Here is a 19,975-nt window from a genome sequence, read left to right as displayed (position 1 = left end):
CGTACTGTTTCAAACATATACCGACCTTCACACTAACTTAGAAGTCTATTTCACGTCATTAACCACCAACGGCGATACGCTTCATGTCAGTCATGTAGCCGCGTAGCTCTTCACCGATGTATTCAACAGGGTGGTTACGAATCGCTTCATTTACTTCAATCAAACGAGCGTTATCAACTTGGTTAGAAGTTTCACCCAAACCTTTACCGATAACATCTGTGTTTACAGAAGGCATGAATTTCTCGCGTAAAAGTGGAGTCGCTACGTTAGCAAATAGGTAGTTACCGTATTCTGCTGTATCTGAAATTACGACGTTCATTTCGTACAGGCGCTTACGTGCGATTGTGTTCGCGATCAATGGAAGCTCGTGAAGTGATTCATAGTAAGCAGATTCATCAATGATGCCAGACGCGGTCATCGCTTCAAATGCTAGCTCAACACCCGCACGCACCATGGCAATCATTAGAATACCGTTGTCAAAGTACTCTTGCTCAGAGATTTCAACGTCAGATTCTGGGTAGTTTTCAAAGGCAGTTTCACCTGTCTCTTCACGCCAGCCAAGAAGGTTCGCATCATCATTTGCCCAGTCAGCCATCATAGTGCTAGAGAAGTGACCTGTGATGATGTCATCCATGTGCTTGTTGTAAAGCGGACGCATCAGATCTTTCAATTCTTCAGACAACTCAAACGCTTTCACTTTCGCAGGGTTAGATAGGCGATCCATCATATGAGTGATGCCACCAAACTTAAGTGCTTCGGTCACCGTTTCCCAACCGTACTGTAGAAGCTTACCTGCGTAACCTGCATCTACACCGTCCGCAATCATCTTCTCATAACATACGATAGAACCAGCTTGCAGCATGCCACATAGAATAGTCTGCTCGCCCATTAGATCGGATTTCACTTCAGCGACGAATGAAGACTCAAGACAACCAGCTCGGTGACCACCTGTTGCTGCAGCCCAAGCTTTAGCGATATCCCAGCCTTCGCCCTTCGGATCGTTTTCAGGGTGAACTGCAATCAGAGTCGGTACACCAAAGCCACGCTTGTATTCTTCACGAACTTCCGTACCAGGACACTTAGGTGCAACCATCACAACGGTCAAATCTTTACGTACCTGCATACCCTCTTCAACAACGTTGAAACCATGAGAGTAACCCAGTGCAGCACCTTCTTTCATTAGAGGCATTACTGTCTCAACAACATTGCTGTGTTGCTTATCTGGAGTCAGGTTAACAACTAAATCTGCCTGTGGGATAAGTGTTTCGTAGCTGCCAACTTCAAAACCATTGTCTTTTGCATTTTTAAACGATTGGCGCTGCTCATCAATTGCTGCTTGGCGAAGCGCATAAGATACGTCCAAACCAGAGTCGCGCATGTTCAGACCTTGGTTAAGGCCTTGTGCGCCACAACCAACGATGACCACTTTTTTACCTTTTAGGTAATCCGCTTCTGTTGCAAATTCGCTGCGATCCATAAAACGGCAACGACCCAACTGGTCTAGCTGCTCACGCAAGTTTAAAGTGTTGAAGTAGTTAGCCATTTTCTGGAACTCCTGTTTAATTTATCCATAAGGTCGACGGTATAGCGTCGAATAACCTTATACTAATTCAGACATTAAGTTGCTCAAAGTGATATATTCACAACCAGTAATTGCAATAAACGCAATAGTGGCTATTTTATATTGCTCAAAGTGACACCATTATGAATATCAAAAGTCTTCAAGCCTTTATTCACCTATGTGAGAGTAAAAGTTTCAGTAAAACAGCAACTGCTATGCATGTGAGTGCATCAGCATTAAGCCGGCAGATCCAAAAGCTCGAACAAGACACGCAGCAAAACCTGTTTCTTCGAGACAATCGTTCAGTAGAACTGACACCTGCTGGTAAGAAGTTGCTGCCCATTGCCGTTAATATCGTCAGTGAATGGCATCAGTTTCAGTCCGATACTCAGCATGGAGAGAACGAACTAAGAGGGAAATTACGTTTGTTCTGCTCAGTGACGGCTAGCTACAGCCACCTACCTGAGTTACTTGCTGAATTTAGGCTGCTATACCCTTATATTGAATTTGAGCTCTCTACGGGTGACCCCGCACAAGCAATCAATAAGGTCATGAACGATGAAACTGATATTGCGATCTCTGCACTGCCCGAGTTATTGCCAGCTAGGCTTGAGTTTGAATCGATCAGCGATATACCGCTCTCCGTCATTGCACCTGCTGGGGTAAGCAGTTTCGGATCGGAATTGATGGAAAGCACACCCGATTGGAACAAAATTCCTTTTATCGTTCCTGAAGCGGGAACAGCACGAGAGAGAGCAAATGCCTGGTTTAAAAAAATGCGCATAAAACCTAACATTTATGCCCAAGTATCGGGGCACGAAGCCATTGTCAGCATGGTCGCTCTCGGATGTGGTGTGGGTATCGCCCCAGAAGTCGTTATCGTAAATAGCCCTGTAAGAGATAAGATTCAGCGTCTCAAGCTGGAATCCATTAAACCCTTTAAATTAGGCGTCGTATGTAAACGCTCAAATTTAGACAATCCTCTACTTTCTGCTTTCTGGAAAGTTGCTGAAAAGGTCTATATCCAACCATAGTGGTAACCTTGAATACTGACATTGTTAAAAGTCTTGATTAGGGTCTGTTGACCTTTCGTGGTTAAATTTTGTTCGAGTTCTATGCCTTTTAATCGCGACGCAAGGTGTGTAGCCTAGTCATTCTAAGTAAATGCCTTGCAACAAAGAGTAAAAGGTATAGAAACGAACCCTTCGGGCAGCATTTGTGGCTTATTTCTACTGTGTTATCGCTCATTGATGTAGAGCGACTACACCGAATGAGCGCTGCCTAGTATAAAGAACCCACAAATTGCTGCAAAAATCATCTCGAAAGGTCAACAGACCCTAGTATATTTGGCAATGTCTCCCCTTGGTTCAATAGAGAAAAAGGCGCTTACCCAATGTCCATATTTAGAAACATCACTTTTGCTTTGCTCTCCGCACCATTGCTTGGCTGTAGTCCAGCACCAGATAGCGTCCCAGTCTCTGAAAAAAATCATTGTCGCTCTCTTGCAGAAAAAACGCCTTTGCCAATCTCACACTTTATAGAACCGTATCGTGCTCAGATGGAAACTAAAACTGGGGTATATGTGCTCGAACAAGGCACTGAAGCCATGATGTCGAGAGCATGGCTAACAGAACGAGCAGAAAAGACGATCGACGTTCAGTACTTTATATTCTCTGTTGATAACGTAGGTTTGATAGCAACGGATTATCTAGTGAGAGCCGCAGAGCGTGGGGTAAAAGTAAGAGTCTTAGTCGATGACATTATGTTGGATGCAAGAGGCGATGAACTATTAATTCTTGCTGCGCATGAAAACTTTGAAATCAAGATTTATAACCCTAATGCCAACATCGGCAAAAACATCGCTCAGAAAATCTCAACCGCCGTCACCGATTTCCACGGTATTAATCAGCGTATGCACAACAAAGTCTTTTTAGTTGATAGCCAGATAGCTATTACTGGTGGGCGGAACATCGCAGATGAGTACTTTGGGTTTGACCACGAATACAACTTCCGCGACAGAGATGTATTTTTAGCGGGTCAAGCAGTCAAACACATTGATGTATCGTTTGAAGAATACTGGAACAACAAGCTCAGCGTACCTGTTGAAGATTTGTTCAGCACACCTTCTCACGATGCCAATCCTGATTTCTCGAGGCTTCACTCATACGCATGTAACCCAGAGCACTTCCATCCTCAAATACGGTCAGATATTGAAAAAGTGCCGACTACATTTCAACGGTTGGCCAAAGAAGGCAAATTTAAGTTCGTTGATAATGTCGAATACATCTCAGACCAGCCAGGAAAAAATGATAGGCACTCTTTTCTTGGCGGTGGGAGTGTAACCCAAGATAGATTAGTTCAACTGGCCGAAAGTGCTCAAAAGTCGATTCTGATTCAGACGCCTTATCTTGTCACGACGAAAAAGGATCGGGCTTTTTTACGTGAATTAGTTGATAAAGGTATAACCATCAAAATCTTAACGAATAGCCTTGCATCTAATGATAATCTTGCAGCATTTAGCGGTTACCAGCGCAACCGCAAGCAACTGCTTGATACAGGGGTAGAGATTTACGAGTTCAAGCCTGACGCCAAGATAAGGCAGCGAGTGATGACCGAACATATGTACAAAAAACTCTCTTCCACCCCGATTTTTGGTCTTCACGCAAAAACCATGGTAGTAGATGAAAGCATCACAGCCATCGGTACTTATAACTTCGACCCACGAAGTGCCAATTTAAACACGGAGAGTTTTGCCATTATTCATTCTCCTGAAATCACTCAACACGTTTCGAAATCAATGCATGTAGAAATGGAACCAGAAAACGCGTGGAGGATTACACCTGACTTTAACCCTGATAGTGAAGTCAGTATTTCCAAACAAATCGGTGTCAAACTGCGTCGATTCATTCCCAAAGATGTACTTTAGAATTCAGGCACTTGCTTTGCAAAAGCAATAGATACAAAAAAGCCTCGTCTTTCGACGAGGCTTTCAAATATGGCAGGGGTGGAGAGATTCGAACTCCCAACACGCGGATTTGGAATCCGCTGCTCTGCCAATTGGAGCTACACCCCTAAATTGTATTGAACCTTTAGCTATCAGATTCAAAAAAACCTCGCGTAAGGCGAGGCTTCTCAAATAAATGGCGGAGTGGACGGGACTCGAACCCGCGACCCCCGGCGTGACAGGCCGGTATTCTAACCAACTGAACTACCACTCCGCAGTGGTATCTCTTACTAAATAAAGTCTTATGGTTAGATTGCTTTATTTAGTTTTGCCTTCAGATTTTTCAAAATCTGAAAACAAGGAAACAAGCCTGGCGATGTCCTACTCTCACATGGGGAAACCCCACACTACCATCGGCGCTATTGCGTTTCACTTCTGAGTTCGGCATGGAGTCAGGTGGGTCCACAACGCTATGGTCGCCAAGCAAATTCTTAATTCGGAAAGCTGCTATCTCTTAAATAAAGAGCAAGTTCTAATTCTACACATTCAATCTGTTCTTGTCTGAGTCCATCAAAACCCCTTGGGTGTTGTATGGTTAAGCCTCACGGGCAATTAGTACAGGTTAGCTCAACGCCTCACAACGCTTACACACCCTGCCTATCAACGTTCTGGTCTCGAACAACCCTTTAGGACACTTAAAGTGTCAGGGAAGACTCATCTCAGGGCTCGCTTCCCGCTTAGATGCTTTCAGCGGTTATCGATTCCGAACTTAGCTACCGGGCAATGCCATTGGCATGACAACCCGAACACCAGAGGTTCGTCCACTCCGGTCCTCTCGTACTAGGAGCAGCCCCCTTCAATCTTCCAACGCCCACGGCAGATAGGGACCGAACTGTCTCACGACGTTCTAAACCCAGCTCGCGTACCACTTTAAATGGCGAACAGCCATACCCTTGGGACCGACTTCAGCCCCAGGATGTGATGAGCCGACATCGAGGTGCCAAACACCGCCGTCGATATGAACTCTTGGGCGGTATCAGCCTGTTATCCCCGGAGTACCTTTTATCCGTTGAGCGATGGCTACCTTCCATTCAGAACCACCGGATCACTATGACCTGCTTTCGCACCTGCTCGAATTGTCATTCTCGCAGTCAAGCGGGCTTATGCCATTGCACTAACCACACGATGTCCAACCGTGTTTAGCCCACCTTCGTGCTCCTCCGTTACTCTTTGGGAGGAGACCGCCCCAGTCAAACTACCCACCAGGCACTGTCCTCACCCCAGATAATGGGTAATAAGTTAGAACATCAAAGCTACAAGGGTGGTATTTCAAGGACGGCTCCACCATATCTAGCGACATGGTTTCAAAGCCTCCCACCTATCCTACACATGTAGGTTCAATGTTCAGTGCCAAGCTGTAGTAAAGGTTCACGGGGTCTTTCCGTCTAGCCGCGGGTACACTGCATCTTCACAGCGATTTCAATTTCACTGAGTCTCGGGTGGAGACAGCGTGGTATCATTACGCCATTCGTGCAGGTCGGAACTTACCCGACAAGGAATTTCGCTACCTTAGGACCGTTATAGTTACGGTACCGCCGTTTACCAGGGCTTCGATCAAGAGCTTCGTCCGAAGACTAACCCCATCAATTAACCTTCCGGCACCGGGCAGGCGTCACACCGTATACGTCATCTTACGATTTTGCACAGTGCTGTGTTTTTAATAAACAGTTGCAGCCACCTGGTATCTGCGACTCCTAATAGCTCCATCCGCGAGGGACTTCACCGTCAAGAGCGTACCTTCTCCCGAAGTTACGGTACCATTTTGCCTAGTTCCTTCACCCGAGTTCTCTCAAGCGCCTTGGTATTCTCTACCCGACCACCTGTGTCGGTTTGGGGTACGATTCCTTACAATCTGAAGCTTAGAGGCTTTTCCTGGAAGCATGGCATCAATGACTTCACTGCCGTAGCAGCTCGACGTCGTGTCTCAGCCTTAATGACGGTCCGGATTTACCTAAACCATCAGCCTACGCACTTGAACCTGGACAACCATCGCCGGTACTTAGCCTTCTCCGTCCCCCCATCGCAATTGTAAGAAGTACGGGAATATTAACCCGTTTCCCATCGACTACGCTTTTCAGCCTCGCCTTAGGGGTCGACTTACCCTGCCCCGATTAACGTTGGACAGGAACCCTTGGTCTTCCGGCGAGGGAGTTTTTCACTCCCTTTATCGTTACTCATGTCAGCATTCGCACTTCTGATACCTCCAGCAGCCCTTACAGACCACCTTCAACGGCTTACAGAACGCTCCCCTACCCCGCAATCAAAAGATTGCAGCCGCAGCTTCGGTTTACTACTTAGCCCCGTTACATCTTCCGCGCAGGCGACTCGACCAGTGAGCTATTACGCTTTCTTTAAATGATGGCTGCTTCTAAGCCAACATCCTGGCTGTCTGAGCCTTCCCACATCGTTTCCCACTTAGTAGTAATTTGGGACCTTAGCTGGCGGTCTGGGTTGTTTCCCTCTCCACGACGGACGTTAGCACCCGCCGTGTGTCTCCCGGATAGTACTTACTGGTATTCGGAGTTTGCAAAGGGTTGGTAAGTCGGGATGACCCCCTAGCCTTAACAGTGCTCTACCCCCAGTAGTATTCGTCCGAGGCGCTACCTAAATAGCTTTCGGGGAGAACCAGCTATCTCCAGGTTTGATTGGTACTTTCACCCCTAGCCACAAGTCATCCGCTAATTTTTCAACATTAGTCGGTTCGGTCCTCCAGTTGATGTTACTCAACCTTCAACCTGCCCATGGCTAGATCACCTGGTTTCGGGTCTATATCCAGAGACTGAACGCCCAGTTAAGACTCGGTTTCCCTACGGCTCCCCTAAACGGTTAACCTTGCCACTGAATATAAGTCGCTGACCCATTATACAAAAGGTACGCAGTCACACCACAAAGGTGCTCCTACTGCTTGTACGTACACGGTTTCAGGTTCTATTTCACTCCCCTCACAGGGGTTCTTTTCGCCTTTCCCTCACGGTACTGGTTCACTATCGGTCAGTCAGTAGTATTTAGCCTTGGAGGATGGTCCCCCCATATTCAGACAGGATATCACGTGTCCCGCCTTACTCGATTTCACTCAATGTGCGTTGTCGGTTACGGGGCTATCACCCTGTATCGCGTCCCTTTCCAGAGACTTCACCTGACGCACAAAAAGCTTAAGGGCTAACCCAATTTCGCTCGCCGCTACTTTCGGGATCTCGGTTGATTTCTCTTCCTCGGGGTACTTAGATGTTTCAGTTCCCCCGGTTTGCCTCCTGCTGCTATGTATTCACAACAGGATACTTACTTATGTAAGTGGGTTTCCCCATTCGGAAATCGTAGACTCAAGTGGCTTTTACTGCCTAATCTACGCTTATCGCAAGTTAATACGTCCTTCGTCGCCTCTGACTGCCAAGGCATCCACCGTGTACGCTTAGTCACTTAACCATACAACCCCAAAAGGTTTCTGTATGGCAAACAACCAAGGTTTATCGTTGTCTCTTTATTATGAGCGAGACAACACTTCGATTTTGCCGGACTCAAATATGTTTTCACTTTCGTGAAAACCCAAGAACACTTGAATGTGTGTTGGTACCTAAATGAACAAGTCATCTAGGATTTGAGAACTTTTAATTTGAATAACAACGCTTATCCGTAGATAAGGGGATTGTTGTTATTCGTCAGCTTTCCAAATTGTTAAAGAGCGATGCCACTTTCTATCGAAAGATATGCATTTTCTAAAGATTTTCAGTGCGCAAATTAGGCGACAAAAATCCGAACCAGCAGCAAGAGTTTGATGTGGTTTGGATTAAAATTCCAAAAATATTTAGAGAATGGTGGGCGATACCGGGCTCGAACCAGTGACCCCCTGCTTGTAAGGCAGGTGCTCTCCCAACTGAGCTAATCGCCCACATATATTTTGATTTCCTGTGGCAGGAAATGGTGGGTCGTGCAGGATTCGAACCTGCGACCAATTGATTAAAAGTCAACTGCTCTACCAACTGAGCTAACGACCCAATGGTATCCCGTAGGGGAGTCGAACCCCTGTTACCGCCGTGAAAGGGCGGTGTCCTAGGCCTCTAGACGAACGGGACACTAGTATGAACGTATGGGAACGTTCATTTCTCTTTTCTACATAAACCGTATCAATCTGTGTGGGTACTCATCGCGACAATCATCGTATAAGGAGGTGATCCAGCCCCAGGTTCCCCTAGGGCTACCTTGTTACGACTTCACCCCAGTCATGAACCACAAAGTGGTAAGCGTCCCCCCGAAGGTTAAACTACCTACTTCTTTTGCAGCCCACTCCCATGGTGTGACGGGCGGTGTGTACAAGGCCCGGGAACGTATTCACCGTGGCATTCTGATCCACGATTACTAGCGATTCCGACTTCATGGAGTCGAGTTGCAGACTCCAATCCGGACTACGACGCACTTTTTGGGATTCGCTCACCATCGCTGGTTGGCCGCCCTCTGTATGCGCCATTGTAGCACGTGTGTAGCCCTACTCGTAAGGGCCATGATGACTTGACGTCGTCCCCACCTTCCTCCGGTTTATCACCGGCAGTCTCCCTGGAGTTCCCACCATTACGTGCTGGCAAACAAGGATAAGGGTTGCGCTCGTTGCGGGACTTAACCCAACATTTCACAACACGAGCTGACGACAGCCATGCAGCACCTGTCTCATAGTTCCCGAAGGCACCAAAGCATCTCTGCTAAGTTCTATGGATGTCAAGAGTAGGTAAGGTTCTTCGCGTTGCATCGAATTAAACCACATGCTCCACCGCTTGTGCGGGCCCCCGTCAATTCATTTGAGTTTTAATCTTGCGACCGTACTCCCCAGGCGGTCTACTTAACGCGTTAGCTCCGAAAGCCACGGCTCAAGGCCACAACCTCCAAGTAGACATCGTTTACGGCGTGGACTACCAGGGTATCTAATCCTGTTTGCTCCCCACGCTTTCGCATCTGAGTGTCAGTATCTGTCCAGGGGGCCGCCTTCGCCACTGGTATTCCTTCAGATCTCTACGCATTTCACCGCTACACCTGAAATTCTACCCCCCTCTACAGTACTCTAGCCTGCCAGTTTCAAATGCGGTTCCGAGGTTGAGCCCCGGGCTTTCACATCTGACTTAACAAACCACCTGCATGCGCTTTACGCCCAGTAATTCCGATTAACGCTCGCACCCTCCGTATTACCGCGGCTGCTGGCACGGAGTTAGCCGGTGCTTCTTCTGCAGCTAACGTCAAGATATGAAGCTATTAACTTCACACCCTTCCTCACTGCTGAAAGTACTTTACAACCCGAAGGCCTTCTTCATACACGCGGCATGGCTGCATCAGGCTTGCGCCCATTGTGCAATATTCCCCACTGCTGCCTCCCGTAGGAGTCTGGACCGTGTCTCAGTTCCAGTGTGGCTGATCATCCTCTCAGACCAGCTAGGGATCGTCGCCTTGGTGAGCCTTTACCTCACCAACTAGCTAATCCCACCTGGGCATATCCTGACGCGAGAGGCCCGAAGGTCCCCCTCTTTGGCCCGAAGGCATTATGCGGTATTAGCCATCGTTTCCAATGGTTATCCCCCACATCAGGGCAATTTCCCAGGCATTACTCACCCGTCCGCCGCTCGACGCCGAATAGCAAGCTATTCTCGTTTCCGCTCGACTTGCATGTGTTAGTACTGCCGCCAGCGTTCAATCTGAGCCATGATCAAACTCTTCAATTTAAGATTTTGTTCGGCTCAATGAATACTGACTTCAAACTACGTATGTAATTTAAAGCTATTATCGTTCCAACAGAACGATAATGAATTGACTGTGCCAAATAACTCGTTTCTATAAAGAAAGTCATTATTCGTATTGGTCACTCAGTTCATTGAAACCTAAATTGATACCGAAGTATCTATTTGGATTATCATCAACGAGTGCCCACACAGATTGATAGGTCTATATTGTTAAAGAGCGTGATTTGAGTCTCACTCAAATCGGACGGCTATTTTAGCGAGATAAACGTTAGTGTCAAACACTTTTTTCAGTTTATTTCGTTAGCTTTTCAGCTACCTAATCTAACCTCTGACTCGATTCGTTTCTTTCGAAGCGTTCCCGTGTCAGCGAGGGGGCATTATAGAGATCGGAGTCTCTTTGACAACCCCTTTTTTCATTTTTTTTAGACTTTTTATCCGTTCGGGCAAAAAGCGCTCAGATACGGTGATTTATGGCGGTTATTTATTCAAATTCTTTATTGAATCTACAAAAAGAGACACCTTTTCCCAGTTGGTATATTCCACTTCTTTCGTTGTATCCGTTTCTCCGCCTGTCATCGACATAATAAAACGGATCATTACTCTGTCGAACCAACGATATCGTGGGTAATACAGCGCGCCAGCAAAAACACCTATTAATTGCGGCTGCCAAGGCGATTTTATAAGAAACTTCCTTATATAAGCGCTGCCTTCAGGTGTATCTTTACCTTCCGCCTCTTTTCTTGCTGTTAAGTTCACACAGAAGAACACTGCATTAGCTTTATTAAGCTGATCTAGGTGCGCTTCGATAAACCGATACAATTTCTTATTAAGGTGGCCGTAACGAATTGACGCACCAATGATGACTTTATCGTAACCAGACAAATCCAGCGCATCGATTAAGTGTACGTCTTTTGTTTCACACTCAACGTTTCCAAGCTTCTCTTCTATATAGTGGAGAATTTTAACGGTTTGCCCTTCTCGGCTGGAGTGAAGTAGAAGTACTTTTTCCATCGAGCTTCCTTAATTAGTGAATTTAGCTGCGCCAGAATGTTGGGGTCAGCAGAATAAGTAGTGTGAATATTTCTAAACGACCAAATAGCATCGATACAACCAATACCCATTTGGCGGTATCGTTAATATCACCAAAATGCAATGCGACATCGCCCAGACCTGGGCCTAAATTATTGAGCGTAGCGGCTACAGCAGAAAACGCGCTCAATTCATCCATCCCTGTCGCGATCAATGCCAGCATACAAACCACAAAAACCAGAGCGTACGCTGAGAAGAACCCCCAAACCGCATCCACCACTCTCTGGGACAACGCTGTGCCCCCAACTTTGATGGTGTATACAGCCCTTGGGTGAACCAAGCGTTTTAATTCACGAGCCCCTTGCAAGGTCAGCAACAAAATACGGATGACTTTCATACCACCACCCGTTGACCCTGCACATCCCCCTATAAAAGAGGAGAAAAGTAACAGCACTGGTAAGAAGAGAGGCCATTCCGAAAAGCCAGTTGTCGTAAAACCAGCAGTCGTCGAAATAGAAACGGTTTGAAAGAGGGCCTGATCAAAAGCATCAAACACTGAGGTATAAGAGTGATGCTTAAGTAATAGCAAGAAGCAGATCAGGAATAAGATACCTTGTATAAAGAAGAAGGCTCGAAATTCAGGATCTTTCCAATAATATTTAGGGTGAACACCGCCAGAAGCAAAAGCAGCAAAGTGCAATGAATAGTTGCACGCAGAAATAAGAAGAAATACCACCGTAATCATATTAATGGCAGAACTGTCGAAGTACCCCATACTGGCATCGTGCGTTGAAAACCCACCAATGGCGATCGTCGAGAAACTGTGGCTGATGGCATCAAACAAACTCATCCCCGCTAACCAAAATGCACTCGCACATGCAATGGTTAGGCTGAGGTAGATGTACCAGAGCGCTTTAGCGGTTTCGGCAATACGTGGGGTCATCTTGCTGTCTTTTACAGGACCTGGAATTTCAGCTCGGTATAACTGCATTCCCCCGATACCTAACACCGGAAGAATGGCGACCGCTAATACAATGATCCCCATACCACCAAACCATTGCAGAAGCTGTCGATAAAACAGTATCGCTTTGGGCAAGTCATCAAGCCCGACGATGACGGTTGCACCTGTGGTGGTCAAGGCTGAGAAAGATTCAAAAAACGCGTCCGTAACCGATATATCAGGGGTATCTGAAATTAGGAAGGGGAGAGCCCCCGCACTGCCGATTACGGTCCAAAATAGAACCACAATCAAAAACCCATCACGAGCTTTTAATTCATGTCGATGATGGCGGTTAGGAAACCAGAAAAAACCGCCAGCGATAAGCAGTACGAAAAATGTGGTGACAAATGGCACACCGGCACCATCTCGGTAGATCAGCGCGACAAAAGCGGGCGCCAGCATAGACACGCTAAACAGAGCGAGTAACAAACCGACGATGCGGATAATTGAACGAAATTGCATGCTTGCTTCAGAAGCGTCGCTTCTTAATATTCCTAAATTCTATTTTAATGGCGTGACCGTTGCTTTAGCGCCACTCTTATTTATGATTGCCTGAGTAAACCCTTCCATTTGGCTTACTTCTATTTCTAAAATCACTTCAACGAATTCGCCATAATCAGCATCAAGCTGATGAGCTTGGTATGTTTCCATTAAAGATTGAGCAATAGGCATGAACGAATAGTCTAACCTTAGCTTAAGGTTTGTGGTTATTTTTTTCTCGATTGTTTGAAGCAGCTTAAGTGCTTGCTGTACACCACCGCCATATGCTTTTACTAATCCCCCGGTTCCCAATTTAATTCCGCCTGAATATCGAGTAACCACGGCGCTAATTTCCCCTACACCCGACCCCGATAGTTGAGCCAGTATTGGCTTACCTGCAGTTCCTGATGGCTCACCGTCATCGCTGAATCCATACAAAAGAGAATCTTCTGGCCTCCCAGCGGCAAAACCCCAACAATTATGCCTTGCAGATGCGTGCTCAACTTTTACCGATTCTATAAATGCTTTGGCTGACTCTATCGACGGAGTATGCGCCAACTGAGTAATGAAAAGGCTCTTTTTGATCTCTTCTTCGAAGATTACCGGCTCTGCAGGAATTAAAAATGGGAGTAAATTCATAGCACATAGGTCAGTTTGACAAGAGAGAGAAGTGTATCACGTCCTTCTGCCTGTCGTGTACTGAACAGGATCAACCTAATAAAAATCAAACACGCGTTTGAAAATGTATTGAAATTAACCACAACTCAGCGCACACTTACAAAGTCGAACAATATGACAACATAACTATAACATTCACTCTCTCAAGCAATCTCGGATTGCATATCGCGGAGTTAGACATGATTTACCAATCAAATACTCTACAAGTAAAGGAAATAAAAAACGGCATTGCCGAGCTTAGCTTTTGCTCTCCAGGCTCAGTTAATAAGCTTGACCTTGCTACGTTAGAATCGCTCGATCAGGCGCTGGATGCACTTATAGATCATTCAGGCTTGAGAGGGCTTATTCTCACCTCGGATAAAGATGCCTTTATCGTAGGTGCCGATATCACTGAATTCCTCGGTTTGTTTGCAAAACCTGAAGATGAACTGGACCAATGGGTTCAGTTTGCCAATAGTATTTTCTGCAAACTAGAAGATTTACCCGTTCCAACACTCTCTGCCATGACAGGACATGCTTTAGGTGGCGGTTGTGAGTGCGTACTCGCGACTGACTTTCGCATTGGTGATGCAACCACCAGCATCGGGCTACCTGAAACCAAGTTGGGTATCATGCCTGGATTTGGCGGATGTGTACGCCTGCCACGCGTGATAGGTGCAGACAGTGCCATGGAAATCATTACGCAAGGGAAAGCTTGCCGAGCAGATGAAGCATTAAAGGTTGGGCTGCTGGATGCAGTCGTTGATACCGCAAGCCTTCGCCAATCGGCGATCCAGACTGTTGAGCAAGCCGCTGACGGTGTGATCGAATGGAAAGCGCGTCGAGAGCAGAAAATCTCCGCCCTTACATTAAGTAAAACAGAAGCCATGATGAGTTTTACCATGGCCAAAGGCTTGGTATTCCAAAAAGCGGGACCACATTATCCTGCTCCAATGGCTGCGGTAACCGCCATTGAAGAAGCGGCTCACAGTGCTCGAAATGATGCATTGGACGTAGAACGCAAGTATTTTGTTAAATTGGCAAAATCGGAAGAAGCCAAGTCCTTGGTAGGACTGTTCTTAAACGATCAATACATCAAAGGGCTAGCGAAGAAATCTGCGAAATCCGCATCGAAAGACACCGCACGTGCAGCTGTACTTGGTGCGGGCATCATGGGTGGAGGCATTGCTTACCAATCCGCGCTTAAGGGCGTTCCAGTTATGATGAAAGACATCGCTCAGCCGTCATTAGATTTGGGTATGACCGAAGCATCCAAACTGTTGAACAAGCGCTTGTCTCGTGGTCGCATTGATGGCTTCAAAATGGCAGGAATTCTTGCTTCAATCACCCCAAGTTTGCATTACGCAGGTATTGAAAACTCAGATGTGATTGTCGAAGCGGTTGTCGAAAATCCAAAAATAAAAGCCGCCGTACTTAGTGAGGTTGAAGAGCACGTTGGAGAAGATACGGTTATCACATCTAACACGTCTACCATTCCAATCAATTTGTTAGCGAAATCTCTTAAACGCCCAGAAAACTTCTGTGGCATGCACTTTTTCAACCCAGTTCATCGCATGCCGTTGGTAGAGATCATCCGAGGCGAACACACATCGGAAGAAACCATTAATCGAGTGGTCGCTTACGCAGCCAAAATGGGCAAGTCCCCTATCGTTGTGAACGACTGCCCAGGGTTCTTTGTGAATCGCGTTTTATTCCCGTATTTCGGCGGCTTCAGCATGTTGCTGCGTGACGGGGCAGACTTCACCAAAGTCGATAAAATAATGGAGCGTAAGTTTGGATGGCCAATGGGGCCGGCTTACCTTCTAGATGTTGTCGGTGTCGATACCGCCCATCACGCACAAGCCGTTATGGCGCAAGGCTTCCCTGAGCGTATGGGTAAAGATGGCAAAGATGTGATTGATGCGCTGTTTGAATCTGATCGCTATGGCCAGAAAAACGGCAGCGGGTTCTATCAATACAGCGTGGACAAGAAAGGTCGACCGAAGAAAGCCTTCAGTGATGACATTCTTTCTGTGATTGCGCCCGTCTGCGCTGAACCGCAAGATTTTGACGAGCAAACCATTATTCAACGCATGATGATTCCGATGATCAACGAAGTTGTCTTGTGCTTGGAAGAAGGCATTATCGCCTCTCCTCAAGAAGCGGATATGGCTCTGGTTTACGGCTTAGGTTTCCCTCCTTTCCGTGGTGGGGTATTCCGCTACCTAGACAGTGTGGGTATTGCCGAGTTTGTCGCGATGGCACAGCAATATGCTGAGCTTGGTGCCATGTATCTACCACCAAAAATGTTGGTTGATATGGCAGAAAAAGGCGACTCTTTTTACGGTGCTCAACGAGCAAGCACGTTATAACCCTCTTTGGAAAAGGAATCTTAAAATGAACAATGTAGTGATCGTTGATTGCCTTAGAACCCCGATGGGGCGCTCCAAAGGCGGCGCATTTCGCAATGTAAGAGCAGAAGATCTATCCGCACATTTGATGAAAGGTATCTTGGAACGTAACCCACAGGTTAACCCTTCCGAAATCGAAGACGTATACTGGGGCTGTGTGCAGCAAACTCTAGAACAAGGCTTCAATGTCGCAAGAAATGCGGCTTTGTTAGCAGGGTTACCGATTGAAGTCGGTGCCGTTACTGTCAACCGACTGTGTGGTTCTTCAATGCAAGCGCTTCATGACGCCTCTCGTGCCATCATGGTTGGCGATGCCGATATCTGCCTTATCGGTGGTGTTGAGCATATGGGGCACGTACCCATGACGCATGGTGTAGATTTTCACCCTGGCTTGTCAAAGAACGTAGCGAAAGCAGCGGGTATGATGGGTTTGACCGCGGAGATGCTAGGCAAAATCCATGGTATCAGCCGTGAACAACAAGATGAATTTGCAGCACGCTCGCACGCTCGGGCTTACGCCGCCTCTCAAGAAGGTAGATTCAAAAATGAAATTCTGCCCACCGAAGGGCACGCTCCTGACGGTTCGCTGATCACCTTAGATTATGACGAAGTCATTCGCCCTGAAACCACCTTGGAAGGGTTATCTCAGCTTCGACCTGTATTCGATCCTGCTAACGGAACGGTGACAGCGGGGACATCGTCAGCTTTATCAGATGGTGCATCCGCCATGCTGGTGATGAGTGAAAACAAAGCCAAAGAGCTTGGGCTGAAAATTCGTGCTCGTGTACGTTCAATGGCAGTGGCTGGCTGCGATCCTTCCATCATGGGATACGGACCGGTTCCTGCCACCAAAAAAGCACTTAAGCGTGCCGGTCTTTCTATCGAAGACATGGATGTGGTAGAGCTAAACGAAGCCTTTGCGGCGCAATCCTTGCCATGTGCAAAAGACTTAGGATTACTGGATGTGGTTGACGAAAAAGTGAACCTTAACGGTGGCGCTATCGCACTTGGTCACCCTCTCGGTTGTTCAGGATCGCGAATTTCCACCACTCTTATCAATTTAATGGAAGCTAACAATGCCAAGTACGGTTTAGCGACCATGTGTATTGGTTTAGGGCAGGGAATTGCAACCGTGTTCGAACGGGTAGACGTTTAAGCCACTTCCCTACAATATTAAAGGTCAGATTTCTGGCCTTTTTTCTTATTTTACAAACAATTAATCCACCAAAAATAAATTAGACGCACTTCACGTATTCATTACCCTTTCCGTTATGCATCTAGTCTCAACTCCACCTAAATATTAGTATGGCTAAAACGAGAATAGCTTTATAAATTCAAACTATTATTACGTAAAGCAATTTCGTTATCCCAAAAGATACCTTTGTCTAATTGGCTTTATCAGGCACTCATAAATAAAAAATTTTCGGTATCTCTTCTGTTGGCATGGCATGGAACGCATCTCTCGCCCACATATTCACAATCTGGGCACGTCATCGTTCCGTATTTAAGAAAGTACGAAAAGTATTCAAAGGCTTTAAATGACGACTCTAAAAAATGCAACACTACTCTTAGCCCCCCTTTTGTTAGCTGCATGTGGTGGCGGTGGAGACAAAGAAACAACCGAACCAACCCCAAAAACCCCCAATGTGGCGCCTGTAATTACAACGGAAGGAGATTTAGTCACTTCCGCCTCACGCACTGTCACGCTCTCGGGGAATATATCGGATTTGGATGGAAGTATTGTTTCACACAAGTGGGAGCAAATCTCTGGTACCCCAGTCACACTCTTGAACCCGACGTCCACACTTGCCTCCTTTGTTGCACCAACCTCTTATCAAGAACAAACCTTGGTATTTCGGTTAACCGCTACCGACAACGAAGGTGCGATCAATAGCCAAACCGTCACAGTTAAAGTCACAGCGGCAACGCCATCCAACCAAGCACCGCAAATTGACGCCATTACGGACCAAACCGTTAGACCAAGCACCGTGGCAAGCATCATCTCCAACGCAACCGATCCAGATGGGCAAATAGCCGAGTACACGTGGCAGCAAAAATCGGGAACAAGCGTCACGTTGATAAATCCAAGTTCTCAGCAAGTGACTTTCAACGTACCCCCTATAACCGAAGACGAGCTGCTGACTTTTGAAGTGACAGTGAAAGACAACCAAGGAGCAACCGCCAACCAGCAAGCTTTCGTGCACGTAAAACCAAATCGAGCGCCTGCATTTCACTTTATTGGTGATGTGACCAAAGATATTAACCAACCCGTGACTATTGCAGCTTCTGCTTATGATCGTGATGGAACAATAGCCTCATACAAATGGGAACAAACGGCCGGTACTCACGTCACGATTGCCGATCCAGACTCGCAGGCGTTGAGCTTTACTTCTCCATCCCTAAACAGAGAAGAAACCCTGACGTTCAAAGTTACAGCGACAGATAATGAAGGGGCGACAGGGTCGAGAACCGTCGATGTAACGGTTCAGAATGCGAGTAATTTGATCGAAAATCTCAACTTCCAATACTCAACAAATAAAAGTTGCATGGATGACTTAGCAAGAACAAACAACTGGAAGTTCATCGATGAAGTCGTGGATTATGGGTGTAGACGAAGTTCTTATGAGCCCGAATTTGAAAAACTCACAGAGTTAACCTCTCTGCGCATTAATTCAAGAGAAGTTAACCTTGGTTCACATCCCAAATTGATATCATTGTCGCTCACTGACGCAAACGGAACTATCACCGCGTCCAATCTTCCAGCACTTCAAAGGGTTACTCTCAGAAACACCCAAGGCACTATAAGAATTACAAATAACCCGCAGCTAACAAGTATATATGCTCGGAGTATAAGCTATAGCGTCGATAGTCTTGATATCTCTAATAACCCTAAACTTCTGACTGCAGATCTTCTCAGAATTAGACAAATAAAAAGTATAAACATCTCAAACAGTGATGCGATAGAAGTACTGAAGTTGAGGATGTCACATGACAGCCCTTATATTAATGTGACTGCTTTAAGGCGCTTAAAAGAATTGTACATACTTGGAACAGCAACATCGTCGCAAGACTTATCCAAAAACCTCTTACTTGAATCCGTTAGTATATTTACTCAAACCATCAATACCATTGCGTTACCAAAAACGAACACACTGACTTCATTACGTGTTCATGGTCAACTTCAGAACATTGATTTAGATGGAGTCACGTCACTTACAAGACTATATTTACCGAATAGCAAACTGACACAAATAGACCTCAGTAAACAAACGAAACTGGAGTCCTTAGGCTTGCAGGACAACGCTCTAATCAGTTTAGATGTTTCTAACAATACGGAGCTGACTTCATTGAATGTTGCATCCAATCCGCTGACCTCAATCGACATAAGTCAAAACAATGCACTTACTGGTCTTAATATAAACAACTCAGGTAATGCAAACATAGACTTTAGCCACCTAAGCGAGCTGACTTCACTGTCCGCAGCATCAAAAAACCTAAGCTCATTCAATGTAAATAATCACATAAAACTGACTTCATTAGACCTGTCAGATAACCCACTTACGTCTATAGATTTGAGTGCCATAATACCGCAATTGAGAGCACTGAAGCTTAACAATACGCCATTGAGCTCTCTGGATGTATCTGGCGCCTCAAACCTATACCAACTACATGCTAGTACCGGTCAACTGAGTTCACTCACCCTCCCAAATGAAAAAAGTGTACTGAGCGACCTGAGAGTCAGCTTTAATACATTATCTGATTTACCAGTAGCACAATATCCAAGACTTTGGAGTATCTATGCTGCAGGCAACCAACTTACGGGGGTAAATATTAGCACTCTTACTCAACTTCGAGCTTTACACCTAGGAGATAACGCAATCAGCGATCTTGATATTAGCAACAATAGTCGGTTGGGTTGTGTGTCCGTTTACGACAACCCTCTCACCCAAAGCACGAAAGACACTTTGGATAAATACGCGTCGGAATCTAGATACTTACGCTCAATAACCTACACCCAAGCCACCAGCGAAGGGCAATGCGGTTACGACCCTTACACGCCTACCCCATAAAGTAACTACCACCTCCTAAGCTGGAGGTGGTATTTTCAAAACCCAC

At 46.2% G+C, this 19,975-nt stretch carries 9 protein-coding genes, 5 tRNA genes and 3 rRNA genes; 5 read left to right on the top strand and 12 right to left on the bottom strand.

Translation table 11 applies throughout. The features are described 5' to 3' along the window. Window positions 1-58 precede the first annotated feature (58 nt). The gene (ilvC, locus tag LDO37_RS00230; protein WP_101114943.1) at window positions 59-1,543 is read right to left on the bottom strand and encodes a ketol-acid reductoisomerase; all 1,485 of its coding nucleotides are present in this window, start codon (window positions 1,541-1,543) and stop codon (window positions 59-61) included. 161 nt (window positions 1,544-1,704) lie between these two features. Between ilvC and ilvY the strand changes: the two genes are divergently transcribed. Both ilvY and LDO37_RS00220 read left to right on the top strand, forming a co-directional pair. Next, window positions 1,705-2,595 carry an HTH-type transcriptional activator IlvY gene (ilvY, locus tag LDO37_RS00225; protein WP_126606945.1) on the top strand — a complete coding sequence of 297 codons (891 nt, stop codon included), beginning with the start codon at window positions 1,705-1,707 and terminating at the stop codon, window positions 2,593-2,595. 359 nt (window positions 2,596-2,954) lie between these two features. Beyond that, complete coding sequence (locus tag LDO37_RS00220; RefSeq protein ID WP_126606944.1) at window positions 2,955-4,487, top strand: phospholipase D family protein; 1,533 nt, start codon at window positions 2,955-2,957, stop codon at window positions 4,485-4,487. 70 nt (window positions 4,488-4,557) lie between these two features. Here LDO37_RS00220 and LDO37_RS00215 read toward each other — a convergent pair. From LDO37_RS00215 to LDO37_RS00165, 11 genes are all read right to left on the bottom strand, one after another. After that, window positions 4,558-4,634 (bottom strand) — tRNA-Trp (locus LDO37_RS00215). Between the two features lie 68 nt (window positions 4,635-4,702). Next, window positions 4,703-4,779: transfer RNA gene (locus tag LDO37_RS00210), tRNA-Asp, on the bottom strand. Between the two features lie 94 nt (window positions 4,780-4,873). Then, a 5S ribosomal RNA gene (gene rrf, locus LDO37_RS00205) occupies window positions 4,874-4,989 on the bottom strand. 107 nt (window positions 4,990-5,096) lie between these two features. Continuing rightward, a 23S ribosomal RNA gene (locus LDO37_RS00200) occupies window positions 5,097-7,988 on the bottom strand. A 387-nt stretch (window positions 7,989-8,375) separates the two neighbouring features. Then, window positions 8,376-8,451 (bottom strand) — tRNA-Val (locus LDO37_RS00195). 30 nt (window positions 8,452-8,481) lie between these two features. Then, window positions 8,482-8,557: transfer RNA gene (locus tag LDO37_RS00190), tRNA-Lys, on the bottom strand. Window positions 8,558-8,559: 2 nt separating this feature from the next. Further along, a tRNA-Glu gene (locus LDO37_RS00185) sits at window positions 8,560-8,635 on the bottom strand. An 88-nt stretch (window positions 8,636-8,723) separates the two neighbouring features. Then, window positions 8,724-10,264, bottom strand: a 16S ribosomal RNA gene (locus LDO37_RS00180). The 16S, 23S and 5S rRNA genes sit together here with 5 tRNA genes alongside, the layout of an rRNA operon. Window positions 10,265-10,759: 495 nt before the next feature. Continuing rightward, entirely contained in the window at window positions 10,760-11,293 is a 534-nt protein-coding gene (gene hemG, locus LDO37_RS00175) for a menaquinone-dependent protoporphyrinogen IX dehydrogenase (protein WP_126607708.1), read from the bottom strand. Window positions 11,294-11,315: 22 nt separating this feature from the next. Further along, window positions 11,316-12,773, bottom strand: a complete 1,458-nt coding sequence (locus tag LDO37_RS00170; RefSeq protein WP_104401126.1) for a TrkH family potassium uptake protein — start codon at window positions 12,771-12,773, stop codon at window positions 11,316-11,318. Between the two features lie 39 nt (window positions 12,774-12,812). Then, window positions 12,813-13,430 (bottom strand): YigZ family protein, encoded by a 618-nt coding sequence (locus tag LDO37_RS00165; protein WP_101115410.1) that lies wholly within the window; start codon window positions 13,428-13,430, stop codon window positions 12,813-12,815. 218 nt (window positions 13,431-13,648) lie between these two features. Here LDO37_RS00165 and fadB point away from each other — a divergent pair, with 218 nt between their 5' ends. From fadB to LDO37_RS00150, 3 genes are all read left to right on the top strand, one after another. After that, on the top strand, window positions 13,649-15,820 hold the full coding sequence (gene fadB, locus LDO37_RS00160) for a fatty acid oxidation complex subunit alpha FadB (protein WP_126607707.1): 2,172 nt from the start codon (window positions 13,649-13,651) through the stop codon (window positions 15,818-15,820). 25 nt (window positions 15,821-15,845) lie between these two features. Continuing rightward, entirely contained in the window at window positions 15,846-17,015 is a 1,170-nt protein-coding gene (fadA, locus tag LDO37_RS00155) for an acetyl-CoA C-acyltransferase FadA (protein ID WP_126607706.1), read from the top strand. 382 nt (window positions 17,016-17,397) lie between these two features. Further along, window positions 17,398-19,929, top strand: a complete 2,532-nt coding sequence (locus LDO37_RS00150) for a leucine-rich repeat domain-containing protein (protein WP_126607705.1) — start codon at window positions 17,398-17,400, stop codon at window positions 19,927-19,929. Window positions 19,930-19,975 lie beyond the last annotated feature (46 nt).

Source organism: Vibrio penaeicida (genome assembly GCF_019977755.1).
In the GTDB taxonomy this organism is placed as follows: domain Bacteria; phylum Pseudomonadota; class Gammaproteobacteria; order Enterobacterales; family Vibrionaceae; genus Vibrio; species Vibrio penaeicida.
The sequence above is the reverse complement of the archived record's forward strand: the minus strand, read 5'-3'. Positions and strand labels throughout refer to the sequence as shown.

What these genes read in the sequence shown, in the direction of transcription:
- ilvY (WP_126606945.1), top strand. Translation starts at nt 1,705, where the DNA reads ATGAATATCAAAAGTCTTCAAGCCTTTATTCACCTATGTGAGAGTAAA.
- fadB (WP_126607707.1), top strand. Translation starts at nt 13,649, where the DNA reads ATGATTTACCAATCAAATACTCTACAAGTAAAGGAAATAAAAAACGGC.
- LDO37_RS00170 (WP_104401126.1), bottom strand. Translation starts at nt 12,773, where the DNA reads ATGCAATTTCGTTCAATTATCCGCATCGTCGGTTTGTTACTCGCTCTG.
- LDO37_RS00165 (WP_101115410.1), bottom strand. Translation starts at nt 13,430, where the DNA reads ATGAATTTACTCCCATTTTTAATTCCTGCAGAGCCGGTAATCTTCGAA.
- LDO37_RS00220 (WP_126606944.1), top strand. Translation starts at nt 2,955, where the DNA reads ATGTCCATATTTAGAAACATCACTTTTGCTTTGCTCTCCGCACCATTG.
- hemG (WP_126607708.1), bottom strand. Translation starts at nt 11,293, where the DNA reads ATGGAAAAAGTACTTCTACTTCACTCCAGCCGAGAAGGGCAAACCGTT.
- ilvC (WP_101114943.1), bottom strand. Translation starts at nt 1,543, where the DNA reads ATGGCTAACTACTTCAACACTTTAAACTTGCGTGAGCAGCTAGACCAG.
- fadA (WP_126607706.1), top strand. Translation starts at nt 15,846, where the DNA reads ATGAACAATGTAGTGATCGTTGATTGCCTTAGAACCCCGATGGGGCGC.
- LDO37_RS00150 (WP_126607705.1), top strand. Translation starts at nt 17,398, where the DNA reads ATGACGACTCTAAAAAATGCAACACTACTCTTAGCCCCCCTTTTGTTA.